This window comes from Legionella sp. W10-070, assembly GCF_900640175.1.
GTDB lineage: Bacteria > Pseudomonadota > Gammaproteobacteria > Legionellales > Legionellaceae > Tatlockia.
Map to the genome: position 1 here is coordinate 145,675 of NZ_CAAAJC010000001.1, position 25,000 is coordinate 170,674.

Sequence of the window (25,000 nt, forward strand, 5' to 3'; positions counted from 1 at the left end):
GATACCACACTTTTAATTGCAGCCCGGAAATATCACCTTTAATGAGGATGGCGATTATACCTGTGGATACTTTATTGTGAAAGTAACAACAAAAGGTTAAAGGAATATACTCAAGATACTTCAAAATGCCAGATCTGCACATTGAATCATTCGGCGCTCTGGCATTTTGAGTATAAAACACTTCTCTATTAAAAGAAGTTATCTTTAATTTAATTCTCTGAAATAAGATAAATGACTTACCGATTTTTATATGGATTCCATTTATTTTATAAAAGCGGGGTTGATTATTAGCTGATGTTTTGATTTAATCTGCGGCGCCGTATTCGCTGTACCATGAGGATATTTCACATGGAAGACTGCAAGTAAGCTCTAACTACATGGAAAAGGAAGATGTCGAACGATCTGGCTATTTATTTATCCAAGCAACTGCTTTTACACGCCTTGTTTATTTCAGCCCCTATTATTCTTACTGCCATGATTTGCGGCCTGGTTGTCTCAATCCTGCAAACAGTTACACAAATCCAGGATTCCACCTTAAGTTTTGTCCCCAAAATTCTGGCTGTCGTCGTCGCGTTAATGCTTTGCGGTAGCTGGATGCTGCATTCATTGATTGATTTCAGCCAAAACCTGCTTCATAGCATACCGGAGCTGGTGAAATGATCACACTGATTTTTCCAACCCTGGCCTCTGTCTTTCTTGTGGCTATTCGCCTTGGTACTGTGTTGTTATTCGCGCCGATTCAAGCTATCCGATTATTGCCTATACATGCACGCTTGCTAATTGTCATCGCTCTCAGCACCCTGTTGACAGCGAATTTATCGCTTCCCGCAGCACCTGTTAATGAAACTGCGTTAGTTGCCGGAGCCCTGGCAGAATTCGCTAATGGCCTGATTTTATCCATGAGCTTATACGCTGCTTTCGCCGTGTTTTCTATCGCAGGACAGATGATCGATACCCAAATGGGCCTTAACTCACTCGCCATCCTTAATCCCGCTGATCATTCTCATGAGCCGCTAACCAGCCGCTTGCTGTCTATGCTTGCCTTGCTGTTTTTTTTCTCTCTGGGCGGATTCCAGTGGTTAATCCAGGGACTGACTTACTCTTTTCTGATGATCCCACCAGGCGAATTAATCCTTTTAAAAGGCTTAAACTCCATAATCAAGCAATTTTCCTTCATGTTTTCTTTAGGGTTGATCATCGCAAGTCCGGTTGTTATAGGGTTATGGATTATAGATCTCTGTGGAGGCGTACTAACTCGCAACATGCCCCAGGCAAATCCGTATTTCATAACCCTGCCTGTTAAAATACTGCTAGGCTTATTTCTATTTTCCCTGATGCTTACTTATATTAGCCCCTTAATGGGACAGGTATTTGATCATGGCTTTCAATCCTGGCTAGAGATTTTGCCATGAGCGAAAAGACAGAAAAAGCAACCCCCTATAAACTGCAAAAAGCCCGGGAAAAAGGACAGGTCAGCAAGAGTACTGAACTAAATACTTCGTTTCTACTGATTATTTTTCTTGGAATAATCTCTATTTCCTGGCTCTCAGCCCTGCAGGAAATAAAGAAACTATTAATCCATCTTCTCAACCTTGCTGGCCACCTATCGCTTAGTGTAGATAATCTGAGCCAGCTATCTCAATTTATCTGGCCGACTATCACCTCATTATGGCTGCCTTTCGCTTTAACCGGGATAATTGCTGTTATCCTTACAACAATTATGCAAACCGGTTTTGTCTGGTCTGCAGTACCGCTTAAGCCTGATTTTAAAAGATTGAATCTGGTACAAGGATTTAAACGTTTATTTTCCTCCAGATTAATTTTTGAAACCGCAAAAAACAGCCTGAAGCTAAGTCTGACTTTCCTCTTGCTTCTATTGAGTTTTCATCATGAAACAAAAATCCTGCTGCAATTATTAAGCGCCACGCCGGTTGAACAACCAACACTCATCATGCATCTACTATTAAAAATAATGCTGCAACTCCTGCTCTTATTATTAACTCTGGCAATAATAGACAGGCTATATACCCGTTGGAAGTATCAAAAAGATAACCGTATGAGCAAACAAGAGGTAAAGGATGAGTACCGCCAGCGCGAAGGGGACCCTAAAATTAAGGCTAAAATCAAGCAACTTCAGCAAAACTTAAGGCAAAAGACTGCTTCATTAGAACAAATAAAAACAGCAGACGTCATCATAACCAATCCTACCCATTTAGCAATTGCTTTAAAATATGAGCGAACTACAATGCCAGCACCCAAGGTAGTATGTAAGGCACAGGGGGAATTAGTGAAACGGGCTAAATGGCTTGCCCGTCGTTATTGTGTGCCAATGATCGAAAACAAACCATTCGCTCAGTCTCTGTTTGCAACGGTGGAATTAAATCAATGGATTCACCGTGAGCATTTTCCAGTTGCCGCTGCTATTTTCCGTGAAGTTTATCACCAACGGAGCGCTGTATGAGTTCACCCCAAACACTATCAACAGCCAAAAACGTCGATTGGGTTAAGAACGGCAGTAATCTAATAGCCATCAGTTTTGCCGTTGGTATCCTGCTTATTCTTTTTATACCCATTCCGGCCGTCTTGCTTGATTTGCTGCTGATTGTTAATTTCAGTTGGGCATTGACTATTCTCTTATTAACCTTTTACACCGATAAGCCGCTGAGCTTTTCGACATTCCCATCCCTGTTACTTATCTCTACCCTTTTCCGCCTGGCCCTCAATATTTCTGCCACAAGATTGATTTTAGCCGATGGCGATGCAGGGCGTGTGATCCAGGCGATGGGAAATTATGTTATCCACAGCAACTATGTCATGGGGCTGGTCGTCTTCCTAATCCTCATTATTGTGCAATATGTGGTGGTCACCAATGGTGCCCAACGTGTTGCGGAGGTAGCGGCCCGCTTTACATTAGACAGCATGCCTGGCAAACAGATGAGTATTGATGCCGACTTGAATATGGGGCTTATTTCCCAAAGTGATGCTAAATTCCGCCGGGCACAGATTGAAAAAGAAGCCAATTTCTATGGCGCAATGGATGGAGCCAGTAAATTTGTCAAAGGCGATGCTATTGCCGGCATTTTAATCATCCTCGTCGATATTATCGGTGGTTTTGCTGTTGGTATGACCCAAAAAGGCTTTAGTCTCGCTGAGTCCATTCATCATTATACATTGTTGACTGTCGGAGATGGGTTAGTTACCCAAATTCCAGCGCTTATCATCTCCACTGCGACCGGGATTATCGTGACCCGGGCAGCAACGGATGCCCAGCTGGGCAGTGAAGTAGTAAGGCAAGTTGCCGCCTACCCGAAAAGTCTGCTGATGGTCTGTTGTGGATTAGCAGGCCTGCTTTTTCTCCAGGGAATGCCTACCCTGCCTGTACTCGCCATTTTAATCCTGTTTGTAATTGGTACCTGGTTTGCCTTGAAATCCAAGCATGAAGAAATAGTTGAACAGCCAGAAGAGGATCTCTACGAAAAAATAAGAATTCATCCCATAGAGATTCATCTTAATAAATCCTTGTTTACCCAGTTGACTCAACAGGAAGCAACATTCTTGCAAAATATTCAGCAAATACGCGAGCGCTTTGCCTATGAGCTTGGTTTTGTCATTCCCGAGGTTAAACTGAGAACCGATAAGAAATTAAATTTCCCTTTCTATTGCCTTACTATTCAAGGTAATACTCAAGGATATAATCAACTTCATGTAGATAAAATCCTCGCTATTGCCTCCAATCGTACTGATAAAACGCTTGCTCTCAATCAGGGCATAGAAGTACGTGATCCCAGCTATGGCTTGCCTGCCATTTGGATTGATACCTCCATGCAAGCTCAGGCGATGGCAGCAGGCTACACTATTTGTGAACCACTGACTGTCCTGACCACTCACTTAAACGAAGTGGTTCATAGCCATATCGCTGATTTATTAACCCGGGCAGAAACAGAGATTTTACTGGATCAACCTTCTGTACATAACCTTCGTGATGAACTAATTCCTGCCATATTACCGCTTGGTCATGTTCAGCGTATCCTGCAAAATCTTTTACAGGAGAAAGTATCTATCCGATACCTGAACACCATTCTTGAAACGTTGCTAGAGCATGGTAAAACAATTACTGATCCAGGACAGTTGACTGAATTGGTACGCTCCCGGCTAGGTACGGCAATTTGCCAGAAATTAATCTCTAACCAGAACAGCTTGTACGTTCTGACCCTGGAGCCTTCGCTTGAACAAAAGCTCAACCAAAGCTTGACTAAGGAACATTGGGCACTTGAACCGACGCTTACTGAGGCTTTATTAACTGCTCTTGCCCATCAGGTCGAAAAAATGCTGGGCGAAAGAAAACGGCCGGTGTTGCTTTGCTCTTCTGCATTACGCAGACAGATTAAGCAGTTAACTCAACGGATAATGCCTCATTTGACTGTTCTGGCAATGAATGAGGTACCCGTTAATATTCCAGTCGAATCTTTTGCCGTTGTGAAATAAGGAAGATGATGTTTGATGCAATAAGCGCAACCCACGTTGCAATGATACAAGATCAGCTAAGGCTGCAATCCATTAACCAGAATATAAGTAATATGCAGACCCCCGGCTATAAGCGACAAATTATCGAAAGCACAGGCTTTGATGAGCAATTGCAAACGGAAATGGCCTCTATAAGCCAGCAGATGCAAGTCAGCCAACTACAGATTCAAGGCACAGTAATTCAGTCCCATCAGCCCAATGATATTGCCATAGCCGGTGATGGCTTTTTTGAAGTCCAGACTCCCGAAGGGATCTTTTATACACGCCGTGGTGACTTTCATGTTAATGAGCATGGGGAGCTTTCCACGGCCACCGGTGGATTATTGCTGGGCAAAGGCGGAACTATCCGGGTTGATGACAACCAATTTACATTAGACAAACAAGGCGTTCTGTATATTGAAAACCGTAAGGTTGACCAATTAAACATTGTCCATTTTGCCCATTCCCAGCAGTTACAATACAGAGGACAGGGTTTGTATGAAAGTCTGGAACCTGCGATACCGGTGAACTCAACCACCAGAACATTGCAAGGTTTCATTGAGCAATCGAATGTGAAATCCATCGATGAAATGATGGAGTTAATCAAAACCTCAAGGCATTTTGAAGCGGCTCAACGAGTCATGCGTATTGCCGACAGGCTGTTATCGACAGCCATTAATCAATTAGGAGAAGGGAATGTCTGATGCACTTGCTATTGCCGCCAGCGGCTTGAAATCAGAAGAATATTTCATTGATAAAATTGCCAATGATCTGGCAAATTTGAATACACCTAATTACAAAGCCAGCAAAATAACCTTTGAAGATGTCCTTTATCAAAATATTGATGGGACAAATCCATTATTTCAACATCAAGCCAGTGCAAAACTGGGATTAGGAACAGCAGTCTACAAAACAGGAAAAGATTTTAGTAAAGGCCCTTTAAAGCCAAGTAATAACTGGAATGACATTGCTATTGACGGTAATGGCTTTTTTCAGGTCATCAATATTGACGGCAATATCAGCTACACACGCAATTCAACTTTCAGCATAGACGTGGACGGCTATCTGGCGACCCAGGATGGCTTAAGACTGGCTGACAACATCCAAATCCCGGAGGATTTTGTTGCCATCAATATCCACAAAAATGGCGATGTTGAAGCCATTTTAGCTGACGATCCTGAACCACAGTTGCTAGGAACAATAAAACTGGCCAAATTTTTAGATCCTGAAGCACTAACACCGCTTGGATCTGGCCTTTACAAGCCTACGGAACAAACTGGCGAAGCAATCGTTGACGCTCCGGGTGGTAGCGGCATGGGTTTGCTGATACAGAAACAGATTGAAGGCTCTAACGTAGACATGGTGAATTCTCTAATGCAATTAACACTCGCTCAACGTGTTTATCAACTTAATGCCAAGGCAATACAGATTGCCGACGAATTGGAAAAAATGATCAATGAAGTCCGTGATTAACAGCCTCTTTCTGCTTTTTATGAGCCATTTAGCCAATGCGCATCAAGTCGTACTAAGCTTTCAGCCATCAATAAATCAGCAGGCAGCGACCTTGGGCGATGTGATAAAAATCTCCAATGACCGCCACCAATGGGCCTTATTACCCCTCGACAGCCACCCTAAAGCGGGAGAATCACTCAGTCGGGAACATATTATTCAATGGATGATCTCCCGCATCGGTCCATTTAACTGGCAATGGCAAGGCAAAACCAGGGTAAAGATAAAAGCAAAGTTTTTAACAGCCCCCCAGATTCTGGTAGACAAAGCAAAACAGGCCTTAATCCAAGAACTGAATCCAAAATACCTGGCTGTGGAAGTCGATGCCGTAACGAATCCCAAAGGCAGTGAATATCCTCTGGCGAGTTTTCATCCGCACATCAGAGTGCAATCCCCTACAGCCAAACGGGTTTGTGTCTGGTTAATAAATCCACAACAAACGATTCCTGTCTGGTTTAAAGTTAAAGCCTATCAACGCGTATTGGTCGCAAAGGCGCCCCTTCCTTACCACTCTCGGGTGAATAACCAGGGTTTTTTATGGAAAAAGCGTAATATCGCAGGCCTGCATAGTGAGCCTGATAAGAGAATATCCGGGGACAAACGTCTGAAAACTACCCTAAAGCCCAATGACGTTTTATTGGCAGAAAATTTAGAGCCAATACCAGCAGTAACCAAGGGCCAGAAAATCCAGGTCAATGTATATAGTTCTGGAATCACCATTAAAACCGCCGCCATAGCCTTGAAAGATGGTTATCCGGGGCAGGCAATCCGCATGAAAAACCCAGTGAGCAACAAATTCTTTATGGCCAGAATCGTTGCGGAAAAGCAGGCGGAGGTTCGAGCATGATTAAGATTGGGCTTCTTTTGTTTTGTCTTTTATTTAGTTCCTTGGGGCAAGCAATTAGTTTATTCGATGAAACAATCTATCGTCCCCTGATTGCCGATAGGGTCGCTTATCTTCCTGGCGACCTTTTGACTGTTATTGTTCTCGAAACCTCTAACGCTCAAAGTAGTGCTGATTTAGCTTCCGGTAAAGAAATTAAAACTGCCCTGGAAGTCGGTTACAACCGAGATAAGCATCAGGTGAGCCTTGGATTAAATGGCAAAGGACGAACCGCAGCAAAAACAGGCCGTAATGGGAAAATTAAAGCAGCGCTTACCGTACGTATTAAGGATTGCCTGCCTAATGGCAGTTACCAGGTTGAAGGACACCAACTGATCCGTATTAATGGTGAGCAGCAAACCATCTTGTTAAGTGGCATCGTGCGACCGGAAGATATCAGCCCTCAAAATACTGTCCTTTCTACCCGCCTGGCCGATGCGCAAATTACTTATACGGGTGATGGCTCCGTGTCCGATTCCCAGCGATACAACTATCTCTATAAGATGCTATCTTTTATGGGGTTGGTTTGATGAGAATTTGCTTGCTAATCCTGTGGCTTCTTATTCCCTCTTTAGCGCTGAGTAATTCTGCTGTCCGGTTAAAATCCCTGGCTCACCTCTCCGGTTTACAGGAAAACCCGATTACCGGCTATGGGCTTGTGATTGGCCTGGCAGGCTCAGGCGACTCACGCCGCAACAAAGACACTACCCAGGCCATTGCCAACTTACTACAAACTTTTGGCATTAACATTAATCCTAATGATGTGAACAGCAGAAATACCGCCACAGTTATTGTCACAGCCAACCTGCCTTCCCACACCCATCAGGGTGATAAGTTAGACGTCAATGTCGCCTCCCTGGGGGATGCTAAAAGTTTACTTGGCGGCACCTTATTGGTTACAGCACTAAAAGGCCCTGATAATCAAATCTATGCACTTGCCCAAGGACCTATTTCGATAGGCGGTTTCAAATATGATTTATTCGGCAATGTCATTCAAAAAAATCATCCAACCGCAGGCCTCATTCCCGGCGGGGCTATTGTCGAAAAAACACTGTACAATGAATTGGTAACCAAGGAAGGAAAGCTGCACGTTATCCTGAATCACCCTGATTTTACTACTGCTGACCAGGTTGAAACTGCACTGAATAAAAAATTTGGCAACAAAACTGCCATCGCAAGAACTGCGCAAGACATTGAAATCCACCCGCCTGTTCAAGCCAGAAAGCATTTTATTCGTTTTATCAGCCAGTTGGAAAATATCATCATTATTCCTGATAACCTACCAACCGTTGTTGTCAATGAACGCACCGGGGTCGTGGTCGCTGGTGCGGATGTAAAAATCGATGCCGTAACCATTTCCCAGGGAAATTTACAGATTGCCATTGCCACTGACTACAATGTTTCACAGCCCACGCTAATCAGCAAGGTAGGTAAACAAGTACGTACAGCAATTACCCCCTCGACTAATATTCATGTCAAAGAGCCCGTTGCCAATTCCGTTAAACTGGCCGAAGGCGCCACTATCGCCGATCTGATAGCTGCTTTAAATAAAGTACAAACCTCAACGCGCGACATTATTGCCATTCTGGAGAGTCTCAAGCGTGCAGGTGCATTACATGCTGAGTTGATTATTCAATAAAGGAAAAAGATGAGTTACGATACCACCATAGAATTAATAAGCCTGGCACTTGACGCTTCCTTAATGCGTCAAACGGCCGTAGCCAATAATATTGCCAACGCCAACACCCCTGACTACCAACCCATTGAAGTCAATTTTGAACAGCAATTGACAATAGCCAATCCTCTGGCAACAAACAGACAAGCCACTGAGGTTTCTGGAAACATCAAGCCGTTCTACCAGCAAAGAGAAGCAACCTCTATTGATGAGCAAGTTGCCTTAAGTGTCCAGAATGCAACCCATTACCGCGCTTTAATCAAGGGATTAAATCAGAAATTTGCCATCATGAAATTAGCACTGCAAGGAAACAATCAATCATGAGCTATAATCAAATCTATGCAATTGCCATGCAGGGCATGAATCTTGAGAAATTGCGTGTTGATGTAGTAGCCAACAACATCGCTAATCAGCATACCTTGCGAAATAGCGATGGTTCCGCCTTTCACCCCATGCAAGTGGTCGCTACTGCCAAGCCCTTTTCTGCATACCTTTCAAATACGGAAGAAGGCGGGATTGAAAGTGTCAATTTAATCCCGCAAAACCTGCCCGCCAGTAAAATTTATCAACCCGGTCACCCGGCGGCCGACAAACAAGGTTATGTGAGTTATCCAGGCATCAGTATGGTTGATGAAATGACGACTTTATTACGAGCCTCTCGAGGTTATGAAGCCAATATCAAAATTATAAACACCGCCCACAGCCTCTATTTGCAAGCATTAAGCATCGGGGATGAACGATGAGAATCGAGTCTCTTAATGCGATTGAATTGAGTCCGGAGCTTAAAACAATTGAAAAGCCGGAAAGCCCCTCCTTTGCTAACTGGCTCACATCAAAGGTAGAAGAAACCAATGAGCAATTGCAGGCAGCTGATAATGCCCTGCAACAGTTAACAATTGGCCAGACAACAAACCTGCATCAAACAATGCTGACGCTGGAACAGGCTAAATTATCCTTTCAATTTTTAGAGCAGCTTCGCAATCGGCTAATGAACGCATACCAGGAAATAATGAGAGAGCAGATTTAAAGTGAATTATTTACACGACAGCCTTCAGTGGTTTAAGAATCAGAACAGGAAGCGGCAAATAAGCTTATTTGGCAGCTTAGTCCTTATCATCCTGTTTACTTTTTGTTGCTGTATATGGGTATTTTCACCCACTTATGCAGTGCTGTTTAATCATTTGGACAGTCGCGATGCCAATCAGATTTTGCGGCAACTGGAAGAATCGCATATTGCCTATCAGATTAACAACCAGGGCCAGGATATTTTGATTGATAAAAATTTAATTGATAAAACCCGTATCAAATTAATGGGAAGCAGCATGCAGTTAACTGGCGGTGTTGGCTTTGAGTTATTTGATAAAAGTGATTTTGGCATGACTGATTTCTCGCAAAAAATAAACTATCAGCGTGCCTTACAAGGTGAACTAGAACGAACCATCAGCAGCCTTGATGAAGTAAGCCAGGCACGTGTGCACCTTGTGATCCCCGAAAGCCATTTGTTCCAACAGGACGATAATCAACCTCGAGCGGCTGTAACGCTTCACTTAAATCATTCGCTAACGGCTCCCCAGGTTCACAGCATTCAACAACTCATTGCCGCAAGTGTTGCCCATCTGCCGATTAACAATGTCGTCATTGTCGATCAGAATGGTAATAGTCTGGTAAGTGAACAAGAGGATACAGTCAAAAATCACCTGGATTTGAAAAAATCAGTAGAACATTATTTGAATGACAAAGTATTACAGATGTTAATCCACGTTTTTAATGCTGATGACGTCATGGTTAAAATTGATGTCAGACTAAACCATGATGAATTACAACGAGAACTGATTAAACCCCAGCAAGATGGAATGGTAACTCATGAGAAGGAAACGCAACATTCCACCGCTACCAAAACCGCAAAAGCACAAACCAATCAAGACATAACACGCGAAAAAAGCTATGAGTTTGGCAGGGAAAAAGAACATTTCATCCGCGCGACAGGGAGTATTGAGCGCCTGACAATCAGCGTCGTTGTACCTCAATCAACCCCCAAAGCAACCATAGAACAAATTACAAGGCTGGTAAAATCGGTAGTGGGCTTTGAACCTGAAAGAGGAGACAGCATTAGTGTAGAGGCATTGATAAACCATCCTCATTCATCAGTTCTGCCAGAAACTCCCTCCATTCCTCAACCTCCCTGGCCTGTTGATAAAATAGACAAGATACTCCTGATCCTGGCCAGCTTATTTGCCTTAACTGGTATATTTCACCTGAAAAACCGCTATAAGAAACGTCGGCAATTACTTTCTGAATTAACCCAATGGCTAGATAAACATGACTAGTACATTAAAACACCTTATGCTGAAAGTCGCCCAGCTACCCAAAAAAGATCAACAATGGGTTTTAAAAAATCTGTCTATAGGCCAACAGACTGTGTTTAAGCGATTTGGCGGCGAACAGCTATTGATGCAAGCCCGCCGCTTTCGCCATTTAAAATTTAAAAAAGCGCCGCCCCCGGCTTCACCACCTGTTCTTCCTGCTTTTTGCCGTTTACTGGCAACCAGAACGCCACTCTACGTTGCTATTGTCCTCGAACAGGGGCAATACCCTTGGCAAGCTCATTTCCTGAGAACTTTCGATCTTGATGGCGGTATCAAGAATTGCCTTGATAAGCAATTACCTCAACTAAAACCGGCAACTAAAAAAGCCTTGCTGAGTCAGTGGGAAAATACCCTGTCTTTTGAACTTCATTTGGAGTCTGGCAATGGCTGAAGTGTTCAAGCAGATTATAACCAATGAAGAGTCCGTTTATTTAAATCAGGCCATTGAGGAAGAAAGCCCCAAACCAGTTAAGGAAAAATCCTGTGCAGAAGAACATGACTCAGACTTCAACCTATTAAAGGAGCAGGCACGTGAGGAGGGTTATAAAACAGGATTTACCCAAGGCATGGCGGAGGGATTCAAGCAAGGGGAACAGCAAGCAGCCAGGCAGGCAACACGCTTGTTACAACAACTGGAAAACCTGTTACAAACCATTCCCCAGGCAGTAAAAGAAAACCGTCAGGCACTAAAAACAGAGATTGCAGACATTGTATTGGCCATTGCCCAGCAATTCTTTGTTTATCAGCAACAAAACAAAGAAGCAATTACCATGCAAATCAACCATGCACTGGAGCAAGTCAATCACAAACAATCGATAACGCTTATTCTGCACCCTAATGATCTGGCCTTGCTACAAAACAATCAATTAAAAATTAATGCTCATCAGTACCAGGACTTACGTATTACTGCCGATGAAACTATTCGTTTGGGAGGATGTCTTATTAAAAGCGAGCACGGTATTTTTGATGCCTCTATTGAAAGACAAATTGATCGCCTGAAGCAGGTTCTCGTACAAATCAAACAGAGGGAACTTCATGGCTAACTGGCTCCCTGATTTGCAAGCAGTTGAACGTGTAGGGGAAATTGAACAATACCTTGGTTTAAAATTGGTAGCAAACGGACCTCCACAGGCTTTTGTTGGCGAGTTATGCGATATTCTTGATCTAAAAAATCAAGTGGTCACCACGGCTGAAGTGGTCGGGTTTGAGAAAGGAAAAGTATTTCTCATGCCCTTTTTCCACACCCAAATCAGCATGGGCTTTAAAGTTCGGGCTCGCGGCTCTGGTATGACGATTAAAGCGGGAAATAATTTATTAGGCCGTATTGTTGATGCTTTTGCCCTACCGCTGGATGGCAAGGGAGCGCTTCACTGCGCCGATGAAATCCCCTTATTCAAAGCAAGAATCAACCCCTTATCCCGACAAGCCGTTAACCAACGAATTAACACAGGAATTCATGCGATTGATAGCTTATTGCCCATGGGTCAGGGTCAGCGCATGGGATTATTTGCCGGAAGCGGGGTAGGAAAAACAGTATTACTGGGGATGATGAGTAAACATATGACCAGTGATGTCAATGTCATTGCACTGGTTGGAGAACGTGGACGGGAAGTAAATGATTTTATTCAACAACACCTGGAGGAAGCAACCCTAAAAAAAACCGTGGTGATAGCAGCCTGTAGTGATGATTCGCCCCTGATGCGCAGACAAGCTGTCTACACAGCTACAGCCATTGCAGAATACTTCTGCAGTAAAGGGCAGCAGGTGATGCTGTTTATGGATTCAATCACCCGTTTTGCCATGGCCCAAAGGGAAATCAGCCTCAGCCTGGGCGAACCGCCTACCTCACGTGGCTATACGCCTACAGTATTTTCCCTGCTTCCCGGAATCATAGAGCGCACCGGTAATTTTAAAGAACAGGGCAGTATTACTGCACTCTACACTGTCCTGGTAGAAGGCGATGATTTCAATGAGCCTATTGCTGATCACATGCGAGCCCTGCTGGACGGCCACATTGTGCTGACAAGAGAGCTCGCTCACCGTGGGCATTATCCAGCGATTGACATACTACAAAGTATTTCGCGCCTGGCATCACAACTGTTAACCACAGAGGAACAACAATTGATTAATCAGGTCACCGCTACCCTCAGCCAATACTACCGGCATAAGGACATGATTGAAATTGGTGCTTATAAACCGGGGAATAACCCTAAATTAGACCATGCTGTAGAACGTATCGATGGGTTAAATCGACTACTGATACAGGCTGAAGATCAATCGCTGCCTGTTGAGACGTTGCTGGAACGTTTTAAGGAGGTGTTGCAATGAGAGGAAGCTTACTTGCCCTGATGAATAAACTAACCTGGCAACTTAACGACCTCGTCCAGGAATTGCACTCAATTGATGAGCAATATACAACACTACAAACGGCACTGCTGAATACTAAACAACAGGTAGATAACGCCTGCTCTACCCCAGCCATTATCAATCCGGAACAGGAAATTATCCGCCTTAATTTTATTATTCAACAGCAGCAAAAATATGAAAAACTAACAATTGAGATAAAAGCAATTGAGTCGCAACGCACCCAATTACAAGCACGTCAACTTCGTCTGAATACGGAACTAAAAATGCTGGAAAAATACCAGGAGAGGCAGTCAGCACTCACCCGGCAAAAACTGGCTGGAGTGGAGCAACACGCAATAGACGAGTGGGTTCTGCAAAAAAGGAGTCGCTATGAAAATCAATGATCAACTAGTGCCTGCTGCCAATCATACATCAGTAACCAATCAAACAGCTGAAAACTTTCTTCACTGGTTAGAGCCTGGCAGAGCAGTCACTGGTGATGAGTACTATTGGCTTAATCAACAACGCCTGCAATGCTCCGCCCTAAAATTTAATCCCAGTGATTCAAAGACTAAGATTTCCCCCGATAGCCAATCACTGACGAAAGAGAAAAAAACCAGGATGCCTAATACCGGACTTGAAGACAAACAAGTGTCACCCAATCCCGTTGCTGATGCACCATTGAGTAAGCCCGATATTAATCACTCGGTTGTTATCGGAAATCAGGGTGTTAATCCCTTACTAACAGTAAGAAACCAACAAAAACTTCAATATCTGGCTTTCAATCAAAGTTTATCGATTTCAGAAATCATCAAGAATAAAGATTCAGTGAAAACCGCCGCCCCCCAAGTTTATCAGGAAGCGCCACTAAAATTTAAAAATCATCAGTTATTTATCAAGGAAAACCAGGCTGAACTCGCATTAAATACCACCTGTCTCAACTCCCAGGAAAGCAGCCAGTTAACAACACTTATCAAGCAATGGTTTGTAAAGAAAAAAATTCGCTTACTACAACTAATCATTAACGGAGTAAAACAATGACCGATTCTATCGAGCCCACTCAGGCTTCAGGCGTCAATCAGGCCGATTACTTAAAACTGTTCATGCAGGAATTAACTTATCAGGATCCGCTAAAGCCAGTAGACAATCGGGAATTTATGGCCCAGATGGCACAATTTTCTAACCTGCAGATAATGCAAACCATGCACGATACGCTGACATTATTGACCAGTATGACCAGTGGCAATCAGAGTTTGATGCTTTTAGGCAGGAGGGTGAAAATTAAGAACAGTGACGAAGAAGGACTGGTGAATAAAATAGAATTCCCAGACAAAGCCCCACCCAAAATTCATGTGACGATGAATGGTGGAACAAATCAGGTACAGCTAACTGAAATAACCGCCGTATTAAATTAAGGATAAGAAATGAACACTTATTATACCAGTCTGTCAGGTATGTTTGCCGCAAGCTACGGTCTGCAAAATACATCCAATAACGTAGCCAATATGCAAAGCCCTGGTTTTAAACGTACGGATCTGTTCTATTCTTCCCTCGGCAGCGGCTATGAAGGTTTAGGATCAGGAGTTTGTATTGGCGGCAGCAGTTCTAATTTTAGTGCCGGCCGCTATCTTGAAACCGCCAATCCCTCTGACCTTGCTATCGTCGGACAAGGGTTTTTTATTGTCAAACTCAAGAATGGTGAATTGCTTTATACCCGTGATGGCGAGTTTGGTTTTGATAACGAGGGCATGATGATCGACAAGCACAGCGGCGGGCTGGTGCAAGGCTACAACGCTCAAGGTAATCTCGCCCCTATCCACCAGTTCGGACCGGAAACACTTGCAGGTAAAGCCACTCGCTATGTGAATGTGGCAGGAGAATTCATTCTTGTGGAAAAGGAAAAAGACGACGCTCCAAAGCCCCCTATTCCTCAAAGTAAATTTCAGAATATCAGTTTTGAGTTAAATAATATTTTTGATGCCAAAGGAAAAAGCCATAAAGTTCGTGTCGAATTCAAAGCCCAGGATCCTCTCAATGGCGATGAAAGGTATGATAATGGCCAGGAGTGGGAGTTAGTCAAGCTCATCTGCGATGGAAAAGAACTTGATTTTCAACAGCAAACCTTGCGTTTCACCAGTCAACTGGATGGTTATGCAGAGGAAGGGAGCAATGCCATCAATCTTACAATTAACAACAATCAGATGGTGACATTGAAATTTGGCAGCTATCAAAGTGATGTCGACAAATGTGTTCGCTTAAAAAAATCAGAAATTGGCAACAGCGAAACCAAGATACATATTGATAAACAAGACGGTTATGGCGAAGGAAAACAAATTGGTTTTTCTTTTGATGACAATGGTCAGATTTCTTACAACTATAGCAATGGACACAGTACTGGCGGCATTCATGTTGCACTGGCTACATTTGATGATATGGAGCATCAATTAATAAAGGCCAATGATAACCTCTTTCGCGCCAAAGATGAGCAGGGAAGGAAAATTGGTCGTGCCAACAAAGATGGATTCGGTGCGATTCAATCCAAAAAACTCGAATCATCCAATGTGGATTCCACCACCGAATTTGCCAATATCGTCGTATTGCAACGTATGTTTCAAGCCTGCTCCCAAATCATGGATATTGATAAGCAGCTACTTGAGGAGCTGGCTAAAAAATGAGTGGAAAATGTAAACCTTATCGCCTGCTCAGCCCCCATGAACGCCAGACTCTGCAGCAACATTTTCTTAAAGTTATTGACCAATGGAATCAGGAGTATCCCGCTAAACCCATTCATTGTCAGTTAACATCGGCACACAAGCCAGAAAAACCAGACAAACTGAGGCTTTTACAGCAGCATGAGCGTCCTTTGGCGCTTGTCGATAGTTGCTATTTATCCTTTATGAACGATTGTCATTTCCTTAGTACTGCCGACTGTTTTGATGACGTTAGCGAAAATTTGTTTATTTCCTTAATAAAACAGCTCCTTACAGTGGAAGATCCAGCATGGGCAATGGGGTCAATAAATACTGAGGACTGGTTTTATCCTGGCTCGCCCTGCTTGGCCCTGGAGTTTACCAGTGACCATTCTCATTTTGACTTATATCTACATCCTGAGTGGGTGTTAGCTCAGTTGCCTGACTATCAATACCAGCCAGCAAGTGCCTTAGGCAAGCTTCACGATGCCTTAGCCGAAGAGCATCTTGAACTGCAGGTTGTGCTTGAGCCATTCGATTTACCCGTAAACCAATTACTTAATCTGCAAGTGGGTGATCTGATTAAGACTGATCATCGATTAACACTCCCGCTACACCTGCAGCATGAGCAGAAAATCGTTGCTACCGTTGATATCGGCCAAAACCAAACTTACAAATCCATTCAATTGAGGAAATCATCATGACGATTACCGTTAAAAAAATTGCTCTGTCGGAACAAACCACTCCAATCGATGGTACCCTGCTCTCCGATAATTATTTGAATATCATTGGTTCAGTTGAAGTAGGCTGTACCATTCGCATCGGTAGTCTCACATTAACAATCGATGCGTTGCATAAACTCAAACAGGGTCAAATTCTGACACTGGATCAAAAACTCCATGAACCACTGGACATCTTGCTCAACAATCAGGTCATTGCCCGTGGTGAGTTAATGAGCGCAGGGGATTGCTTTGCTGTTAAGGTGACTGAGGTAGCTTCACAATGAAATTAAGTTTTAACCTGCTGATGTATTTCCTGTCAGCACCTGCATTTGCTGGAAAAATTCCGTTTAAAGAAGCAATTGAACCTAAACAGGGCTGGTTCAGTTATGTTTTAGCAATCCTGGCGTTACTTGCCATTGGGTTGGTTTTAATGAAGAAAAACAACCCGATTGCCTCAAAGCAGTCGCTTTGCAAAATTTTAGATAAAAAACACTTAGGTAATAAAACGGTGGTTTATGTGATTGAGTATAAAAATCAGGGTTTCCTTGTCGCAGATAATCAACAAGCCTTGGCACTCCATGCTTTGCCGAAAGAGAATGACCATGAGGTATAGTAATTTATTCTTATCAGGCAGTCTGATTCTCCTGCCACTGGCAAGTATGGCTAGTGCTGGGCCAACTTTCGGCCCCATCCGTTTCGATCAGGATATTTCACCCGCCTTACAAGTCTTTGGCCTGTTAACCGCCTTAAGTCTTGCTCCCAGTTTTTTGATTATGCTTTCCTCCTTTACCCGAATTGTCGTCGTGCTTTCCATGCTAAGAAACGCCTTGGGTCTACAACAAACACCGCCAAATACAGTGCTCATAAGCCTGTCCCTTTTTTTAACATTATTTACCATGATGCCGGTTGTAAAAATTATTTATCAGGAAGCCTATCAACCTTATCAAGCTCATCAAATCAGTACCGAACGGGCACTGATGAATGCTGAAAAGCCTTTAAAACAATTTATGCTCAGACAAACCCGTGAAAAAGACATGAAAACGATTTTACAACTGGCCAAAGAACCATTACCCGCCAGTGCCAAAGAGATTAAATTCTACCAACTCATACCGGCATTTTTATTAAGTGAACTACAAACGGCGTTTCAAATTGGCTTTATGATTTTCCTGCCTTTTCTCTTGGTCGATCTAATTGTTTCGGGCATTTTAATGACGATGGGGATGATGATGTTGCCGCCCATGACCATTTCTCTACCGATTAAAATCCTGCTTTTTGTGCTTATCGATGGTTGGGATTTGATAGTGCAAGCTCTAGTTGGTAGCTTTTATTAATATATAATGGTGGGCCGTATAGGGTTCGAACCTATGACACAGAGGTTAAGAGCCTCCTGCTCTACCAGCTGAGCTAACGGCCCACAGCTACCTACAGCATAGCGATTTGAAATAAAATTTCAAGCCCCTGGCTTAACCTGTTATCAGAGCGCCTTCATGGCATCATGGTTGAGTTGAAGTTTGAATTTCTTAATCACTACCTCAGCACTCTTGGCTCCCTGATGACAATTATCATGATGACAATTATCATAATGTCCTGTCTCTATTTCATTGCCTGAGAAGTCAATGTTAAATTCGACAATACCAATACGATCAATAAATTTTTTCGTTTTTAGTATCGACTCTGCCTCTTTTTCTGAAAGGCTGTTTCTGCTAATAAAAGGCATACTGGCTATCCATGAATCAACCCTTCTCGACTTCAGAGCATTATTATATAATGCAGCCAAAATTTCAGCCTTGTTTAGTGCTTTAATGTCGATTTTCATAGCGATAAATCCCTGAGTAACTGAAGGCTTGTTATACAACACATTAAAAGAGCAAACAACCCGAGTTTAGATTACAATGCGCATTTTCAGCGGATAAGGATTAAATATGGAAAAAAGCCAACTTCAAGATCAATTAAACCGCTATCTGAATTTTCTCAAACAAGATAAAAACAACCTCAATCTTTTATTGTCAATCAGTGGTTGTTATCGAGACTTAGGTGAAATAAAGGATGCGCAAGAATACCTGGATGCCGCGAAAAAAATTGACCTGGAGTCCTGCTTGATTCCTCAAGGATTATTGGATTTGAAAGCTGGCAACTTCATTCGAGCCAAAGAATTATTTACTCAGATGTTAAGCCAGCAAGATACACCTTTGCTTCGTTATTATTTAGCACTTTCCCTTTATTTAAATCGTGAATTTCCCCAGGCAACTGAGGTTTTAACACCTCTTGCAGAGGAAGCGTTTTTCCATGAGGCTCGCCTGTTAATGGCTAAGCTATTACACAATCAGCAGCGCACAGAAGAAGCCATTGTACTTTTAGAACCGCTAGCCGATACAGCAACAGAAGATGCAGAAATCACCGGTTTGTTAGCGCTCTTATATTACGATAATGGTGATCAAGAACATGCCGAGATGATGGTAAAACGTACTCTGAAAATTAATCCTGACAATTACTCCGGACAGCTGGTTCAAATTTTATTACAATTAGCTAGCGGTGAAACGCCCATTGAGGCTATTGACAAACTGCTACTGGTTAATCCCAATGACTGTCGGCTATTATTTGCCCTGGGAACAACCCACTTACGTAACTTACAGTTTTCTGACGCCCAACAGGCGTTCACAAAAGCCAATGAGTTATGGCCAAAATTTTATGACAGCTGGATTAGTTTAGGTTGGTGCCAACTATTTCAGGATAACATAGCAGGCGCTGAACACAGTTACCAGCAAGCGGTTACTATTGCTGAAGAAATAGCGGCCGGCTGGGGTGGTCTTGCCCTCGTTAATGCCTTACGCATGGATCTGGTTGAAGCAGAACAATTGATTAAACACGCCCGTAAACTCGACCCCGATTGCTTTTTATCCAATGTTGCAGAGATAATTTGCGCCAATTATTTACAGTCAGAAGAAGCGAAGAAGCAGTTTGATCGAATATTCCCTCAAGCTGCCGATCAAATCAATGCAGCGATAACTGCTTTATTGGCTGAGCAAGGTAACGCTCGAAAAATCCATTGAATATATACTCAAGGTACTTCAAAAATGTTAATGGAGCGCTAGATGCCTTGGGTTATGTCGCATGAAATTACCGAACCTCGTTTGATTCGTTTTTTCTAACAGGTGCAGGCCACTCCCAGCTTTTCAGGAGTGGCCTAAATTAATGGATAGCATAATCAAATGTTATTGTACAACCACGTATCGTCCATTCCTAATATGGTAGGCTACGCCATCACGATGTACTACCCCTTTTTGACGGTAGATAACCACATCTCGATCGGAAGCTACCGTACCAGCTAGGCCACCAACACCAGCGCCAACGCCAGCTCCGATAGCAGCTCCAGCGGGGTTAAAACCGGTTGCAAGAAAGCCAACACCGGCTCCAGTCATTGTTCCTGCACCCATACCAGCTGCTTGGGTTCGTGTACCACATCCTGTTATGCCGACTGATAAAGCTCCAATGGCTAAAGCGGCTAAAATCATCTTATGCATAGCTCTTCCTCCCTAAAGATGCTTAGGGTAATTATAGTACAAAATGATTTACGTTTGCCCATAAAGCTCTAGTTACCGCATTGCCAATTTAGCAAAATACTCGATTTTTTCTTTTAACCTCGTAGGGGCTGTGGACAATTGATCCCTACTGTCTACGTACCGTGCTTTATGCGCGGTATCCAGAGACCTGATTCAAAAAAACGCTGTGTTAAGCGCGAATATCGCACTGGATACCGCGCATAAAGCGTGGTACGTAGGGGCAAGCTTAAATTTAAATCATTCGGCGCTCTAGAACTATTTAGCAACGAATTATTGCGTTCCCTGCTTAAAGCGATTCTTTAATGCCAGAGCCCTCTTCCTGCTCTTCATCTTGCAGTTCTTCTTTAATTTCTACGACCTTCTCTTTTTTTTCTTTGCTCTCTGTTTCTCCTTCGCTCTCCTCGTCCTCCTCTTCAGGCACCAGTGGCTTTATCGAGGGCTTCATAGCGAGAGACTGCTTACTTTCTTCCATCTCAATTTTCATCACTTTCGCCATACTGCTTAAGTGATGCCTGACTTCCATTTCATCAATTTTTTTAAATACAATCGCATCCTCTGTAATTTGCCTATCTACTTTGGCTTGTTCGGTTTGCAGTGACTTCTGTTCGTGATAAGTTTTGAATCCTAAAATACCTGCAGTAACACCCGCAATAGCCAGTGAAGCCACGGTGACTGCTATCACTGCTGCTAATGGAATCCCTATACCCGGAATAATTAAAGCCAATGCAGCCATGGCTAATCCCAAGCCTGCGAAAGAAGCCGCATAGCCTGCTCCTTTAATCCATTTAGCCTCACCAGGATGAGGTTTCTTATTGCCGTTTGCTTTATCATGAATATTCGCAAATTCACGCGCCCCTAATTCTTTAGTCTTAAATTCAGAGTAAAGTTCGGCGCTTTCCTTGGAGAAATCAACTGCCCCATAACCTAAAACAGCAGCTCCCAATACCAGACCAGGAATAACCAAAGGAGGAAAAGCAAGACCTAGCACGGCGGCTGCAGCTATAAGTAATACTCCCCCGCCCATCCATGCCACATCCTTTAATAATTTTTTATGGCTATTGGCTTCTTTTAAATAGGATAAACGGCTATCTGCCAGTAAGCGGGTATTTTGCTCGACCAGAGCCATTGATGCAAAATTTGCCAAATTCTGATACGATTCCTTCTCTAGAAGTGCTTTAATCCATGCATTTCTATGCGACTCGAATTTCGTTTTATCTGATTGATTAACTAATAAATCAAGTTCTTCATTCCAGTCTTTAAAAAGAGCATGCTTTTTAAACCATGCGGGTAGCGCTTCAGTTAATTTTGTCCGATTGTCTAAATTCACTTGTTGTAAAAATTGATGTAGTTTGTTAAAAAAACGATATTTATCAAGTAAATTATTCAGATCACCCTGTAAGTCAAGATGATTTTTTAAACTGGCAATCAATTGATCCAGGCGTTTTTGATGCATTAGAAACGTTTCTTTGGAATCAGCTCCAAGCATTCCCTGCATAGCCTCTTTGGCTATCAAAAGAAGATTTTTCTGAAGTGCTACCGCCTCGTTTGTCGGGCGATAGTTATCAACTATATCCTGAGTAATTGCATGAATCTGGTGGTAGATATTAGTTGCTACAGTTAGTTCTCGCTCCAACGCAGCCCGATTAAATAGCTCGATTTTTTCATTTAAATGTTGCGGCATGAGTTAAATTCCTGCTTTAATTGGTTGAATTATAGCCTATAGCAATAGTTTAAATAGGATCATTAAACTAATTTTTCATTGAAGTTGTATCAATAAGAAAAGAAAATTAGCTTATAATAAATTTTGGGGTTTATAAAAAAATGCCTATAACACGAGAAGTCCCTTCTTTGAAGCAATTAGCCGCTAAAGAATTAAAAAAATCCGATCCCCTTCAACTTTTCAGATTATTTAACTACAAAGAAAAATACTTTGAAATCTATCAAAATTATATTCAACCTATGTTTGATAGAGCAAGAGAAAAGCAAACTAACGACTATAAAGCGGAAGTACAAAAAAGAAATCGAAAAGTTAGCGATTGTAAGAATGACCTTAACTCTAACCATTGTTTTCCTAAAACCTCAGGTTTAGTCTCTAGTGTTTTTTTAACTCTTTTATACTTGGGTATTTATTTTTTGCTCAAAACAAATGGGATGATGGATGTCTCAACTCAGGTAACCTGGATTGCGATAACCCCTGTTATTTTTATCGTAGGAACCTGTTTAGGTTTCTGCTGCAGCCCGCTTCTAGCCATTTTTTTAGCTAATTGCTGTACTCCTACTGTCTCAAAACCCAAAGAAATTGATTTAGAGGAGGTGATAGTTTCTTCTATAATTGAAGAGAAACTCTCTCAGGCAATAGAAGCCAGAAACACTCTGAATTGTACTTATCATGACAAAGATCATAAGACAAGAAAAGGGGTTATTGAGCCCTATCACTATGGAATTTTAGACGCAACGGAACAATTGCATTGTTATCAAACAGAGAGTCAGAGTGAGCCAGAAGAGCCTCCGCAATGGAAAAACTTCAAGTTGGCTGAAATTCAAGCCGTTTCAACAAACCGATATTCACGTTTCCAGCCTAGAGACAGTTATGATCCTGAAAACTCAAACTACACAAGAATAGAAAAATCAGTCGATCCTGACTATTCTGACGATTTTTTCCCTGCATTTACTAAGAATACCTGACAACCTATACACAATCTTATCCACAGAATCTGTGGATAAGGAAAGCAAAGCAAACTATTTAAAATAGTAAATAGTTCTTTATTCTCAAGTGGTTAACAGGTAGAAGTATCAGATATTTATCATTTTGGGGTATAGGATGCAAAAATTATCCACAAGGAGGGATGCGTAAAGCAAAGCAAAACCGGGTTGGTCATTTTAACAAATAAAAAAATGAAAAGAAACTATATTTGTAATTTCCTATCATGATTTTAATCTGGCTTAATTCAAGTAGCCTTGATGAAGCGCAGCGTAATCAAGGTTTTATTAATGTAACCCCATCAATTACTGCAGGGCTATAATGGTTAATTATCACACACGAAATACCTTGATTACGCTGCGCTTCATCAAGGCTGCATTTGCTAATGATTAGAGATCCATTTATTCCTCTATTATTGACTATTGGCGGCACGTTCCCGAAGCCGCTGTAAACTCTGTTCCAAACGGACTAATGTCCGCCTTTTGCCAAGCAGTTTAAGCGTCATATCAATGGCAGGTGAGTTACTGCTGCCAGTAACTGCCACTCGCAAAGGCTGAGCTGTTTTACTCATATTAATGTTATATTCAGCACTGACATTATTGATGCATTCCTGCAATGCATCCCTTTCCCAGTTATCCAGCCGCACAAATTGTTCATACAATGATTCAAGAGGGGCTAAAATAACAGGGCGCAGATGCTTTTTGACCGCTTCCTCATCATACTCAATGTCATCCTGATAGAAATAGAGACTTTTCCTACAAATCTCAACGAGCGTTTTACAACGCTCGGCCTGGATAGCAACCAAGTCAACTAAAGAGGGGCCTTGGCTAAAGTCAATGGCTTGTTGTTCAAAATGCCACCTTAATGCCTTTGCAACCTCTTCCGGGGAATCACTTTTTTGGTAATGCTGATTTAACCAATTTAATTTCTCATAATTAAAGCTTGATACTCCCCGACTGACACTTTTCAAATCAAAGCTGGCAATCATTTCAGCAACGCTGAAAATCTCCTGATCACCATGAGACCACCCCAGGCGCACCAGATAATTCAATAAGGCATGAGGCAAAAAACCGAGCTCCTTAAACTGTAAAACGCTAACAGCACCATGACGTTTGGATAAACGCTTGCCATCATCCCCCAGAATCATGGGTAAGTGTGCAAAGACAGGGACCGGGGCATTTAATGCCTTAAACAAATTGATTTGCCTTGGCGTATTATTAATATGATCATCCCCACGAATTACATGGGTGATTTCCATATCCCAATCGTCAATTACCACTGCAAAATTATAGGTAGGATGACCATCAGAACGAACAAGAATCAAATCATCCAATTCACTATTATCAATATGAATTTCTCCATAAACTTCATCCTTAAAGGAAACAACACCGGATTGAGGATTCTTGAACCGTAATACATGAGGGGCATCAGTGGCTGGTAAGTTCTTATCTCTGCAATGACCATCATAACGAGGCTTCTCTTTGGCAGTTAATTGCGCTTCACGCAATGCCTCAAGCCTGTCCTTACTGCATACACAACGATAAGCCTTCCCCTCTTCTAACAGTTTTTTAGCAATTTCCTGATAACGAGGATAACGCTTGCTTTGATAGAAAGGACCCTGATTATGATCGAGCCCTAACCATTTCATACCCTCCAGAATAGCTTCTACTGATTCCTTTGTAGAGCGTTCCTGATCGGTGTCTTCTATTCTCAATATGAATTCGCCCTGATGATGTCTTGCGAATAACCAGGAGAATAAAGCGGTACGCACACCGCCAACATGAAGATAACCCGTAGGACTGGGGGCAAAGCGAGTTCTGACAACCATTAAATGCTCCATTGTAAGCAAATAAATAATCGCGCTATAATATCTAACTTTCCCGGCAACGCAAAACTAACGCATGGGTTTTTTCATTTTGCTTTTCATACCAGCACCCTTTGTTAGCTCTTCCGAAAGAGAGAGATTCATCAATTTAAACAACGGAATGCGTTATTACATGCCTTACAGTTTGCTAAGCTTAGCTTAGATGCAGATTTTTAAATTA

30 protein-coding genes and 1 tRNA gene are annotated in these 25,000 nt (G+C 42.4%); 26 read left to right on the forward strand and 5 right to left on the reverse strand.

Annotation, left to right across the window (positions count from 1 at the left end; genetic code table 11):
* Window positions 1–390 precede the first annotated feature (390 nt).
* Genes fliQ through fliP form a run of 24 tightly spaced genes read left to right on the forward strand, consistent with a single transcriptional unit; the run spans window position 391 to window position 18,025 of the window.
* Window positions 391–660: a flagellar biosynthesis protein FliQ gene (gene fliQ, locus E1O65_RS00645; protein WP_133131661.1), complete on the forward strand. Its 270-nt coding sequence runs from the start codon at window positions 391–393 to the stop codon at window positions 658–660.
* On the forward strand, window positions 657–1,412 hold the full coding sequence (locus E1O65_RS00650) for a flagellar biosynthetic protein FliR (protein WP_133131662.1): 756 nt from the start codon (window positions 657–659) through the stop codon (window positions 1,410–1,412). Before fliQ ends, E1O65_RS00650 begins: the two co-directional genes overlap by 4 nt.
* Window positions 1,409–2,461: an EscU/YscU/HrcU family type III secretion system export apparatus switch protein gene (locus E1O65_RS00655; protein ID WP_133131663.1), complete on the forward strand. Its 1,053-nt coding sequence runs from the start codon at window positions 1,409–1,411 to the stop codon at window positions 2,459–2,461. The genes E1O65_RS00650 and E1O65_RS00655 overlap by 4 nt, the downstream gene beginning before the upstream one ends.
* The gene (locus tag E1O65_RS00660) at window positions 2,458–4,485 is read left to right on the forward strand and encodes a flagellar biosynthesis protein FlhA (RefSeq protein WP_133131664.1); all 2,028 of its coding nucleotides are present in this window, start codon (window positions 2,458–2,460) and stop codon (window positions 4,483–4,485) included. The genes E1O65_RS00655 and E1O65_RS00660 overlap by 4 nt, the downstream gene beginning before the upstream one ends.
* Before the next feature lie 5 nt (window positions 4,486–4,490).
* Window positions 4,491–5,207 (forward strand): flagellar hook basal-body protein, encoded by a 717-nt coding sequence (locus tag E1O65_RS00665; protein ID WP_133131665.1) that lies wholly within the window; start codon window positions 4,491–4,493, stop codon window positions 5,205–5,207.
* Window positions 5,200–5,976 (forward strand): flagellar hook-basal body complex protein, encoded by a 777-nt coding sequence (locus E1O65_RS00670; RefSeq protein ID WP_133131666.1) that lies wholly within the window; start codon window positions 5,200–5,202, stop codon window positions 5,974–5,976. Before E1O65_RS00665 ends, E1O65_RS00670 begins: the two co-directional genes overlap by 8 nt.
* Entirely contained in the window at window positions 5,960–6,859 is a 900-nt protein-coding gene (gene flgA, locus E1O65_RS00675; protein WP_133131667.1) for a flagellar basal body P-ring formation chaperone FlgA, read from the forward strand. The genes E1O65_RS00670 and flgA overlap by 17 nt, the downstream gene beginning before the upstream one ends.
* On the forward strand, window positions 6,856–7,425 hold the full coding sequence (locus E1O65_RS00680) for a flagellar basal body L-ring protein FlgH (RefSeq protein ID WP_133131668.1): 570 nt from the start codon (window positions 6,856–6,858) through the stop codon (window positions 7,423–7,425). Before flgA ends, E1O65_RS00680 begins: the two co-directional genes overlap by 4 nt.
* The gene (locus E1O65_RS00685) at window positions 7,425–8,534 is read left to right on the forward strand and encodes a flagellar basal body P-ring protein FlgI (protein ID WP_133131669.1); all 1,110 of its coding nucleotides are present in this window, start codon (window positions 7,425–7,427) and stop codon (window positions 8,532–8,534) included. The genes E1O65_RS00680 and E1O65_RS00685 overlap by 1 nt, the downstream gene beginning before the upstream one ends.
* A 9-nt stretch (window positions 8,535–8,543) precedes the next feature.
* A complete protein-coding gene (locus E1O65_RS00690; RefSeq protein WP_133131670.1) occupies window positions 8,544–8,894 on the forward strand; it encodes a flagellar basal body protein in 351 nt (116 codons plus the stop codon).
* On the forward strand, window positions 8,891–9,313 hold the full coding sequence (gene flgC, locus E1O65_RS00695; RefSeq protein WP_133131671.1) for a flagellar basal body rod protein FlgC: 423 nt from the start codon (window positions 8,891–8,893) through the stop codon (window positions 9,311–9,313). The genes E1O65_RS00690 and flgC overlap by 4 nt, the downstream gene beginning before the upstream one ends.
* The gene (fliE, locus tag E1O65_RS00700) at window positions 9,310–9,597 is read left to right on the forward strand and encodes a flagellar hook-basal body complex protein FliE (RefSeq protein WP_133131672.1); all 288 of its coding nucleotides are present in this window, start codon (window positions 9,310–9,312) and stop codon (window positions 9,595–9,597) included. Before flgC ends, fliE begins: the two co-directional genes overlap by 4 nt.
* A gap of 1 nt (window position 9,598) precedes the next feature.
* Window positions 9,599–10,897: a flagellar basal-body MS-ring/collar protein FliF gene (gene fliF, locus E1O65_RS00705; protein WP_133131673.1), complete on the forward strand. Its 1,299-nt coding sequence runs from the start codon at window positions 9,599–9,601 to the stop codon at window positions 10,895–10,897.
* Window positions 10,890–11,327, forward strand: a complete 438-nt coding sequence (locus tag E1O65_RS00710) for a hypothetical protein (RefSeq protein ID WP_133131674.1) — start codon at window positions 10,890–10,892, stop codon at window positions 11,325–11,327. Before fliF ends, E1O65_RS00710 begins: the two co-directional genes overlap by 8 nt.
* Complete coding sequence (locus E1O65_RS00715) at window positions 11,320–11,979, forward strand: FliH/SctL family protein (protein WP_133131675.1); 660 nt, start codon at window positions 11,320–11,322, stop codon at window positions 11,977–11,979. The genes E1O65_RS00710 and E1O65_RS00715 overlap by 8 nt, the downstream gene beginning before the upstream one ends.
* A complete protein-coding gene (locus E1O65_RS00720) occupies window positions 11,972–13,264 on the forward strand; it encodes a FliI/YscN family ATPase (protein ID WP_133131676.1) in 1,293 nt (430 codons plus the stop codon). Before E1O65_RS00715 ends, E1O65_RS00720 begins: the two co-directional genes overlap by 8 nt.
* Window positions 13,261–13,686: a hypothetical protein gene (locus E1O65_RS00725; RefSeq protein WP_133131677.1), complete on the forward strand. Its 426-nt coding sequence runs from the start codon at window positions 13,261–13,263 to the stop codon at window positions 13,684–13,686. Before E1O65_RS00720 ends, E1O65_RS00725 begins: the two co-directional genes overlap by 4 nt.
* A complete protein-coding gene (locus E1O65_RS00730) occupies window positions 13,673–14,323 on the forward strand; it encodes a hypothetical protein (protein WP_133131678.1) in 651 nt (216 codons plus the stop codon). Before E1O65_RS00725 ends, E1O65_RS00730 begins: the two co-directional genes overlap by 14 nt.
* The gene (locus E1O65_RS00735) at window positions 14,320–14,697 is read left to right on the forward strand and encodes a flagellar hook capping FlgD N-terminal domain-containing protein (RefSeq protein ID WP_133131679.1); all 378 of its coding nucleotides are present in this window, start codon (window positions 14,320–14,322) and stop codon (window positions 14,695–14,697) included. Before E1O65_RS00730 ends, E1O65_RS00735 begins: the two co-directional genes overlap by 4 nt.
* Window positions 14,698–14,706: 9 nt before the next feature.
* Window positions 14,707–15,957, forward strand: a complete 1,251-nt coding sequence (locus tag E1O65_RS00740; RefSeq protein ID WP_133131680.1) for a flagellar hook-basal body complex protein — start codon at window positions 14,707–14,709, stop codon at window positions 15,955–15,957.
* Window positions 15,954–16,676, forward strand: a complete 723-nt coding sequence (locus E1O65_RS00745; protein WP_133131681.1) for a FliM/FliN family flagellar motor C-terminal domain-containing protein — start codon at window positions 15,954–15,956, stop codon at window positions 16,674–16,676. The genes E1O65_RS00740 and E1O65_RS00745 overlap by 4 nt, the downstream gene beginning before the upstream one ends.
* Window positions 16,673–16,978, forward strand: coding sequence for a FliM/FliN family flagellar motor switch protein (locus E1O65_RS00750; protein ID WP_133131682.1), 306 nt, complete (start codon window positions 16,673–16,675; stop codon window positions 16,976–16,978). Before E1O65_RS00745 ends, E1O65_RS00750 begins: the two co-directional genes overlap by 4 nt.
* The gene (locus E1O65_RS00755) at window positions 16,975–17,307 is read left to right on the forward strand and encodes a hypothetical protein (RefSeq protein WP_133131683.1); all 333 of its coding nucleotides are present in this window, start codon (window positions 16,975–16,977) and stop codon (window positions 17,305–17,307) included. Before E1O65_RS00750 ends, E1O65_RS00755 begins: the two co-directional genes overlap by 4 nt.
* Window positions 17,297–18,025 carry a flagellar type III secretion system pore protein FliP gene (fliP, locus tag E1O65_RS00760; RefSeq protein WP_133131684.1) on the forward strand — a complete coding sequence of 243 codons (729 nt, stop codon included), beginning with the start codon at window positions 17,297–17,299 and terminating at the stop codon, window positions 18,023–18,025. The genes E1O65_RS00755 and fliP overlap by 11 nt, the downstream gene beginning before the upstream one ends.
* Before the next feature lie 7 nt (window positions 18,026–18,032).
* On the opposite strand, the gene E1O65_RS00765 is transcribed toward fliP, so the two are convergent.
* Both E1O65_RS00765 and E1O65_RS00770 read right to left on the reverse strand, forming a co-directional pair.
* Window positions 18,033–18,108, reverse strand: a tRNA-Lys gene (locus E1O65_RS00765).
* A 60-nt stretch (window positions 18,109–18,168) separates the two neighbouring features.
* The gene (locus E1O65_RS00770; RefSeq protein WP_133131685.1) at window positions 18,169–18,510 is read right to left on the reverse strand and encodes a hypothetical protein; all 342 of its coding nucleotides are present in this window, start codon (window positions 18,508–18,510) and stop codon (window positions 18,169–18,171) included.
* Window positions 18,511–18,616: 106 nt separating this feature from the next.
* Between E1O65_RS00770 and E1O65_RS00775 the strand changes: the two genes are divergently transcribed.
* A complete protein-coding gene (locus tag E1O65_RS00775) occupies window positions 18,617–19,744 on the forward strand; it encodes a tetratricopeptide repeat protein (RefSeq protein ID WP_133131686.1) in 1,128 nt (375 codons plus the stop codon).
* Between the two features lie 162 nt (window positions 19,745–19,906).
* Here E1O65_RS00775 and E1O65_RS12505 read toward each other — a convergent pair whose 3' ends face one another.
* Together E1O65_RS12505 and E1O65_RS00785 are read right to left on the reverse strand one after the other, a co-directional pair.
* Window positions 19,907–20,215, reverse strand: a complete 309-nt coding sequence (locus tag E1O65_RS12505; protein WP_165474867.1) for a hypothetical protein — start codon at window positions 20,213–20,215, stop codon at window positions 19,907–19,909.
* A 325-nt stretch (window positions 20,216–20,540) separates the two neighbouring features.
* Entirely contained in the window at window positions 20,541–21,935 is a 1,395-nt protein-coding gene (locus E1O65_RS00785) for a hypothetical protein (protein WP_133131687.1), read from the reverse strand.
* Window positions 21,936–22,075: 140 nt separating this feature from the next.
* Here E1O65_RS00785 and E1O65_RS00790 point away from each other — a divergent pair, with 140 nt between their 5' ends.
* Window positions 22,076–22,939 (forward strand): hypothetical protein, encoded by an 864-nt coding sequence (locus tag E1O65_RS00790; protein WP_133131688.1) that lies wholly within the window; start codon window positions 22,076–22,078, stop codon window positions 22,937–22,939.
* A 428-nt stretch (window positions 22,940–23,367) separates the two neighbouring features.
* Here the strand turns inward: E1O65_RS00790 and gltX are convergent, their stop codons facing one another.
* Window positions 23,368–24,783 carry a glutamate--tRNA ligase gene (gene gltX / locus E1O65_RS00795; RefSeq protein WP_133131689.1) on the reverse strand — a complete coding sequence of 472 codons (1,416 nt, stop codon included), beginning with the start codon at window positions 24,781–24,783 and terminating at the stop codon, window positions 23,368–23,370.
* Window positions 24,784–25,000 lie beyond the last annotated feature (217 nt).

Bases quoted from the DNA above. Each gene is read 5' to 3' on its own strand.
- fliQ (WP_133131661.1), top strand. From the start codon at position 391: ATGTCGAACGATCTGGCTATTTATTTATCCAAGCAACTGCTTTTACAC.
- E1O65_RS00650 (WP_133131662.1), top strand. From the start codon at position 657: ATGATCACACTGATTTTTCCAACCCTGGCCTCTGTCTTTCTTGTGGCT.
- E1O65_RS00655 (WP_133131663.1), top strand. From the start codon at position 1,409: ATGAGCGAAAAGACAGAAAAAGCAACCCCCTATAAACTGCAAAAAGCC.
- E1O65_RS00660 (WP_133131664.1), top strand. From the start codon at position 2,458: ATGAGTTCACCCCAAACACTATCAACAGCCAAAAACGTCGATTGGGTT.
- E1O65_RS00665 (WP_133131665.1), top strand. From the start codon at position 4,491: ATGATGTTTGATGCAATAAGCGCAACCCACGTTGCAATGATACAAGAT.
- E1O65_RS00670 (WP_133131666.1), top strand. From the start codon at position 5,200: ATGTCTGATGCACTTGCTATTGCCGCCAGCGGCTTGAAATCAGAAGAA.
- flgA (WP_133131667.1), top strand. From the start codon at position 5,960: ATGAAGTCCGTGATTAACAGCCTCTTTCTGCTTTTTATGAGCCATTTA.
- E1O65_RS00680 (WP_133131668.1), top strand. From the start codon at position 6,856: ATGATTAAGATTGGGCTTCTTTTGTTTTGTCTTTTATTTAGTTCCTTG.
- E1O65_RS00685 (WP_133131669.1), top strand. From the start codon at position 7,425: ATGAGAATTTGCTTGCTAATCCTGTGGCTTCTTATTCCCTCTTTAGCG.
- E1O65_RS00690 (WP_133131670.1), top strand. From the start codon at position 8,544: ATGAGTTACGATACCACCATAGAATTAATAAGCCTGGCACTTGACGCT.
- flgC (WP_133131671.1), top strand. From the start codon at position 8,891: ATGAGCTATAATCAAATCTATGCAATTGCCATGCAGGGCATGAATCTT.
- fliE (WP_133131672.1), top strand. From the start codon at position 9,310: ATGAGAATCGAGTCTCTTAATGCGATTGAATTGAGTCCGGAGCTTAAA.
- E1O65_RS00710 (WP_133131674.1), top strand. From the start codon at position 10,890: ATGACTAGTACATTAAAACACCTTATGCTGAAAGTCGCCCAGCTACCC.
- E1O65_RS00715 (WP_133131675.1), top strand. From the start codon at position 11,320: ATGGCTGAAGTGTTCAAGCAGATTATAACCAATGAAGAGTCCGTTTAT.
- E1O65_RS00720 (WP_133131676.1), top strand. From the start codon at position 11,972: ATGGCTAACTGGCTCCCTGATTTGCAAGCAGTTGAACGTGTAGGGGAA.
- E1O65_RS00725 (WP_133131677.1), top strand. From the start codon at position 13,261: ATGAGAGGAAGCTTACTTGCCCTGATGAATAAACTAACCTGGCAACTT.
- E1O65_RS00730 (WP_133131678.1), top strand. From the start codon at position 13,673: ATGAAAATCAATGATCAACTAGTGCCTGCTGCCAATCATACATCAGTA.
- E1O65_RS00735 (WP_133131679.1), top strand. From the start codon at position 14,320: ATGACCGATTCTATCGAGCCCACTCAGGCTTCAGGCGTCAATCAGGCC.
- E1O65_RS00740 (WP_133131680.1), top strand. From the start codon at position 14,707: ATGAACACTTATTATACCAGTCTGTCAGGTATGTTTGCCGCAAGCTAC.
- E1O65_RS00745 (WP_133131681.1), top strand. From the start codon at position 15,954: ATGAGTGGAAAATGTAAACCTTATCGCCTGCTCAGCCCCCATGAACGC.
- E1O65_RS00750 (WP_133131682.1), top strand. From the start codon at position 16,673: ATGACGATTACCGTTAAAAAAATTGCTCTGTCGGAACAAACCACTCCA.
- E1O65_RS00755 (WP_133131683.1), top strand. From the start codon at position 16,975: ATGAAATTAAGTTTTAACCTGCTGATGTATTTCCTGTCAGCACCTGCA.
- fliP (WP_133131684.1), top strand. From the start codon at position 17,297: ATGAGGTATAGTAATTTATTCTTATCAGGCAGTCTGATTCTCCTGCCA.
- E1O65_RS00770 (WP_133131685.1), bottom strand. From the start codon at position 18,510: ATGAAAATCGACATTAAAGCACTAAACAAGGCTGAAATTTTGGCTGCA.
- E1O65_RS00775 (WP_133131686.1), top strand. From the start codon at position 18,617: ATGGAAAAAAGCCAACTTCAAGATCAATTAAACCGCTATCTGAATTTT.
- E1O65_RS12505 (WP_165474867.1), bottom strand. From the start codon at position 20,215: ATGCATAAGATGATTTTAGCCGCTTTAGCCATTGGAGCTTTATCAGTC.
- E1O65_RS00785 (WP_133131687.1), bottom strand. From the start codon at position 21,935: ATGCCGCAACATTTAAATGAAAAAATCGAGCTATTTAATCGGGCTGCG.
- E1O65_RS00790 (WP_133131688.1), top strand. From the start codon at position 22,076: ATGCCTATAACACGAGAAGTCCCTTCTTTGAAGCAATTAGCCGCTAAA.
- gltX (WP_133131689.1), bottom strand. From the start codon at position 24,783: ATGGTTGTCAGAACTCGCTTTGCCCCCAGTCCTACGGGTTATCTTCAT.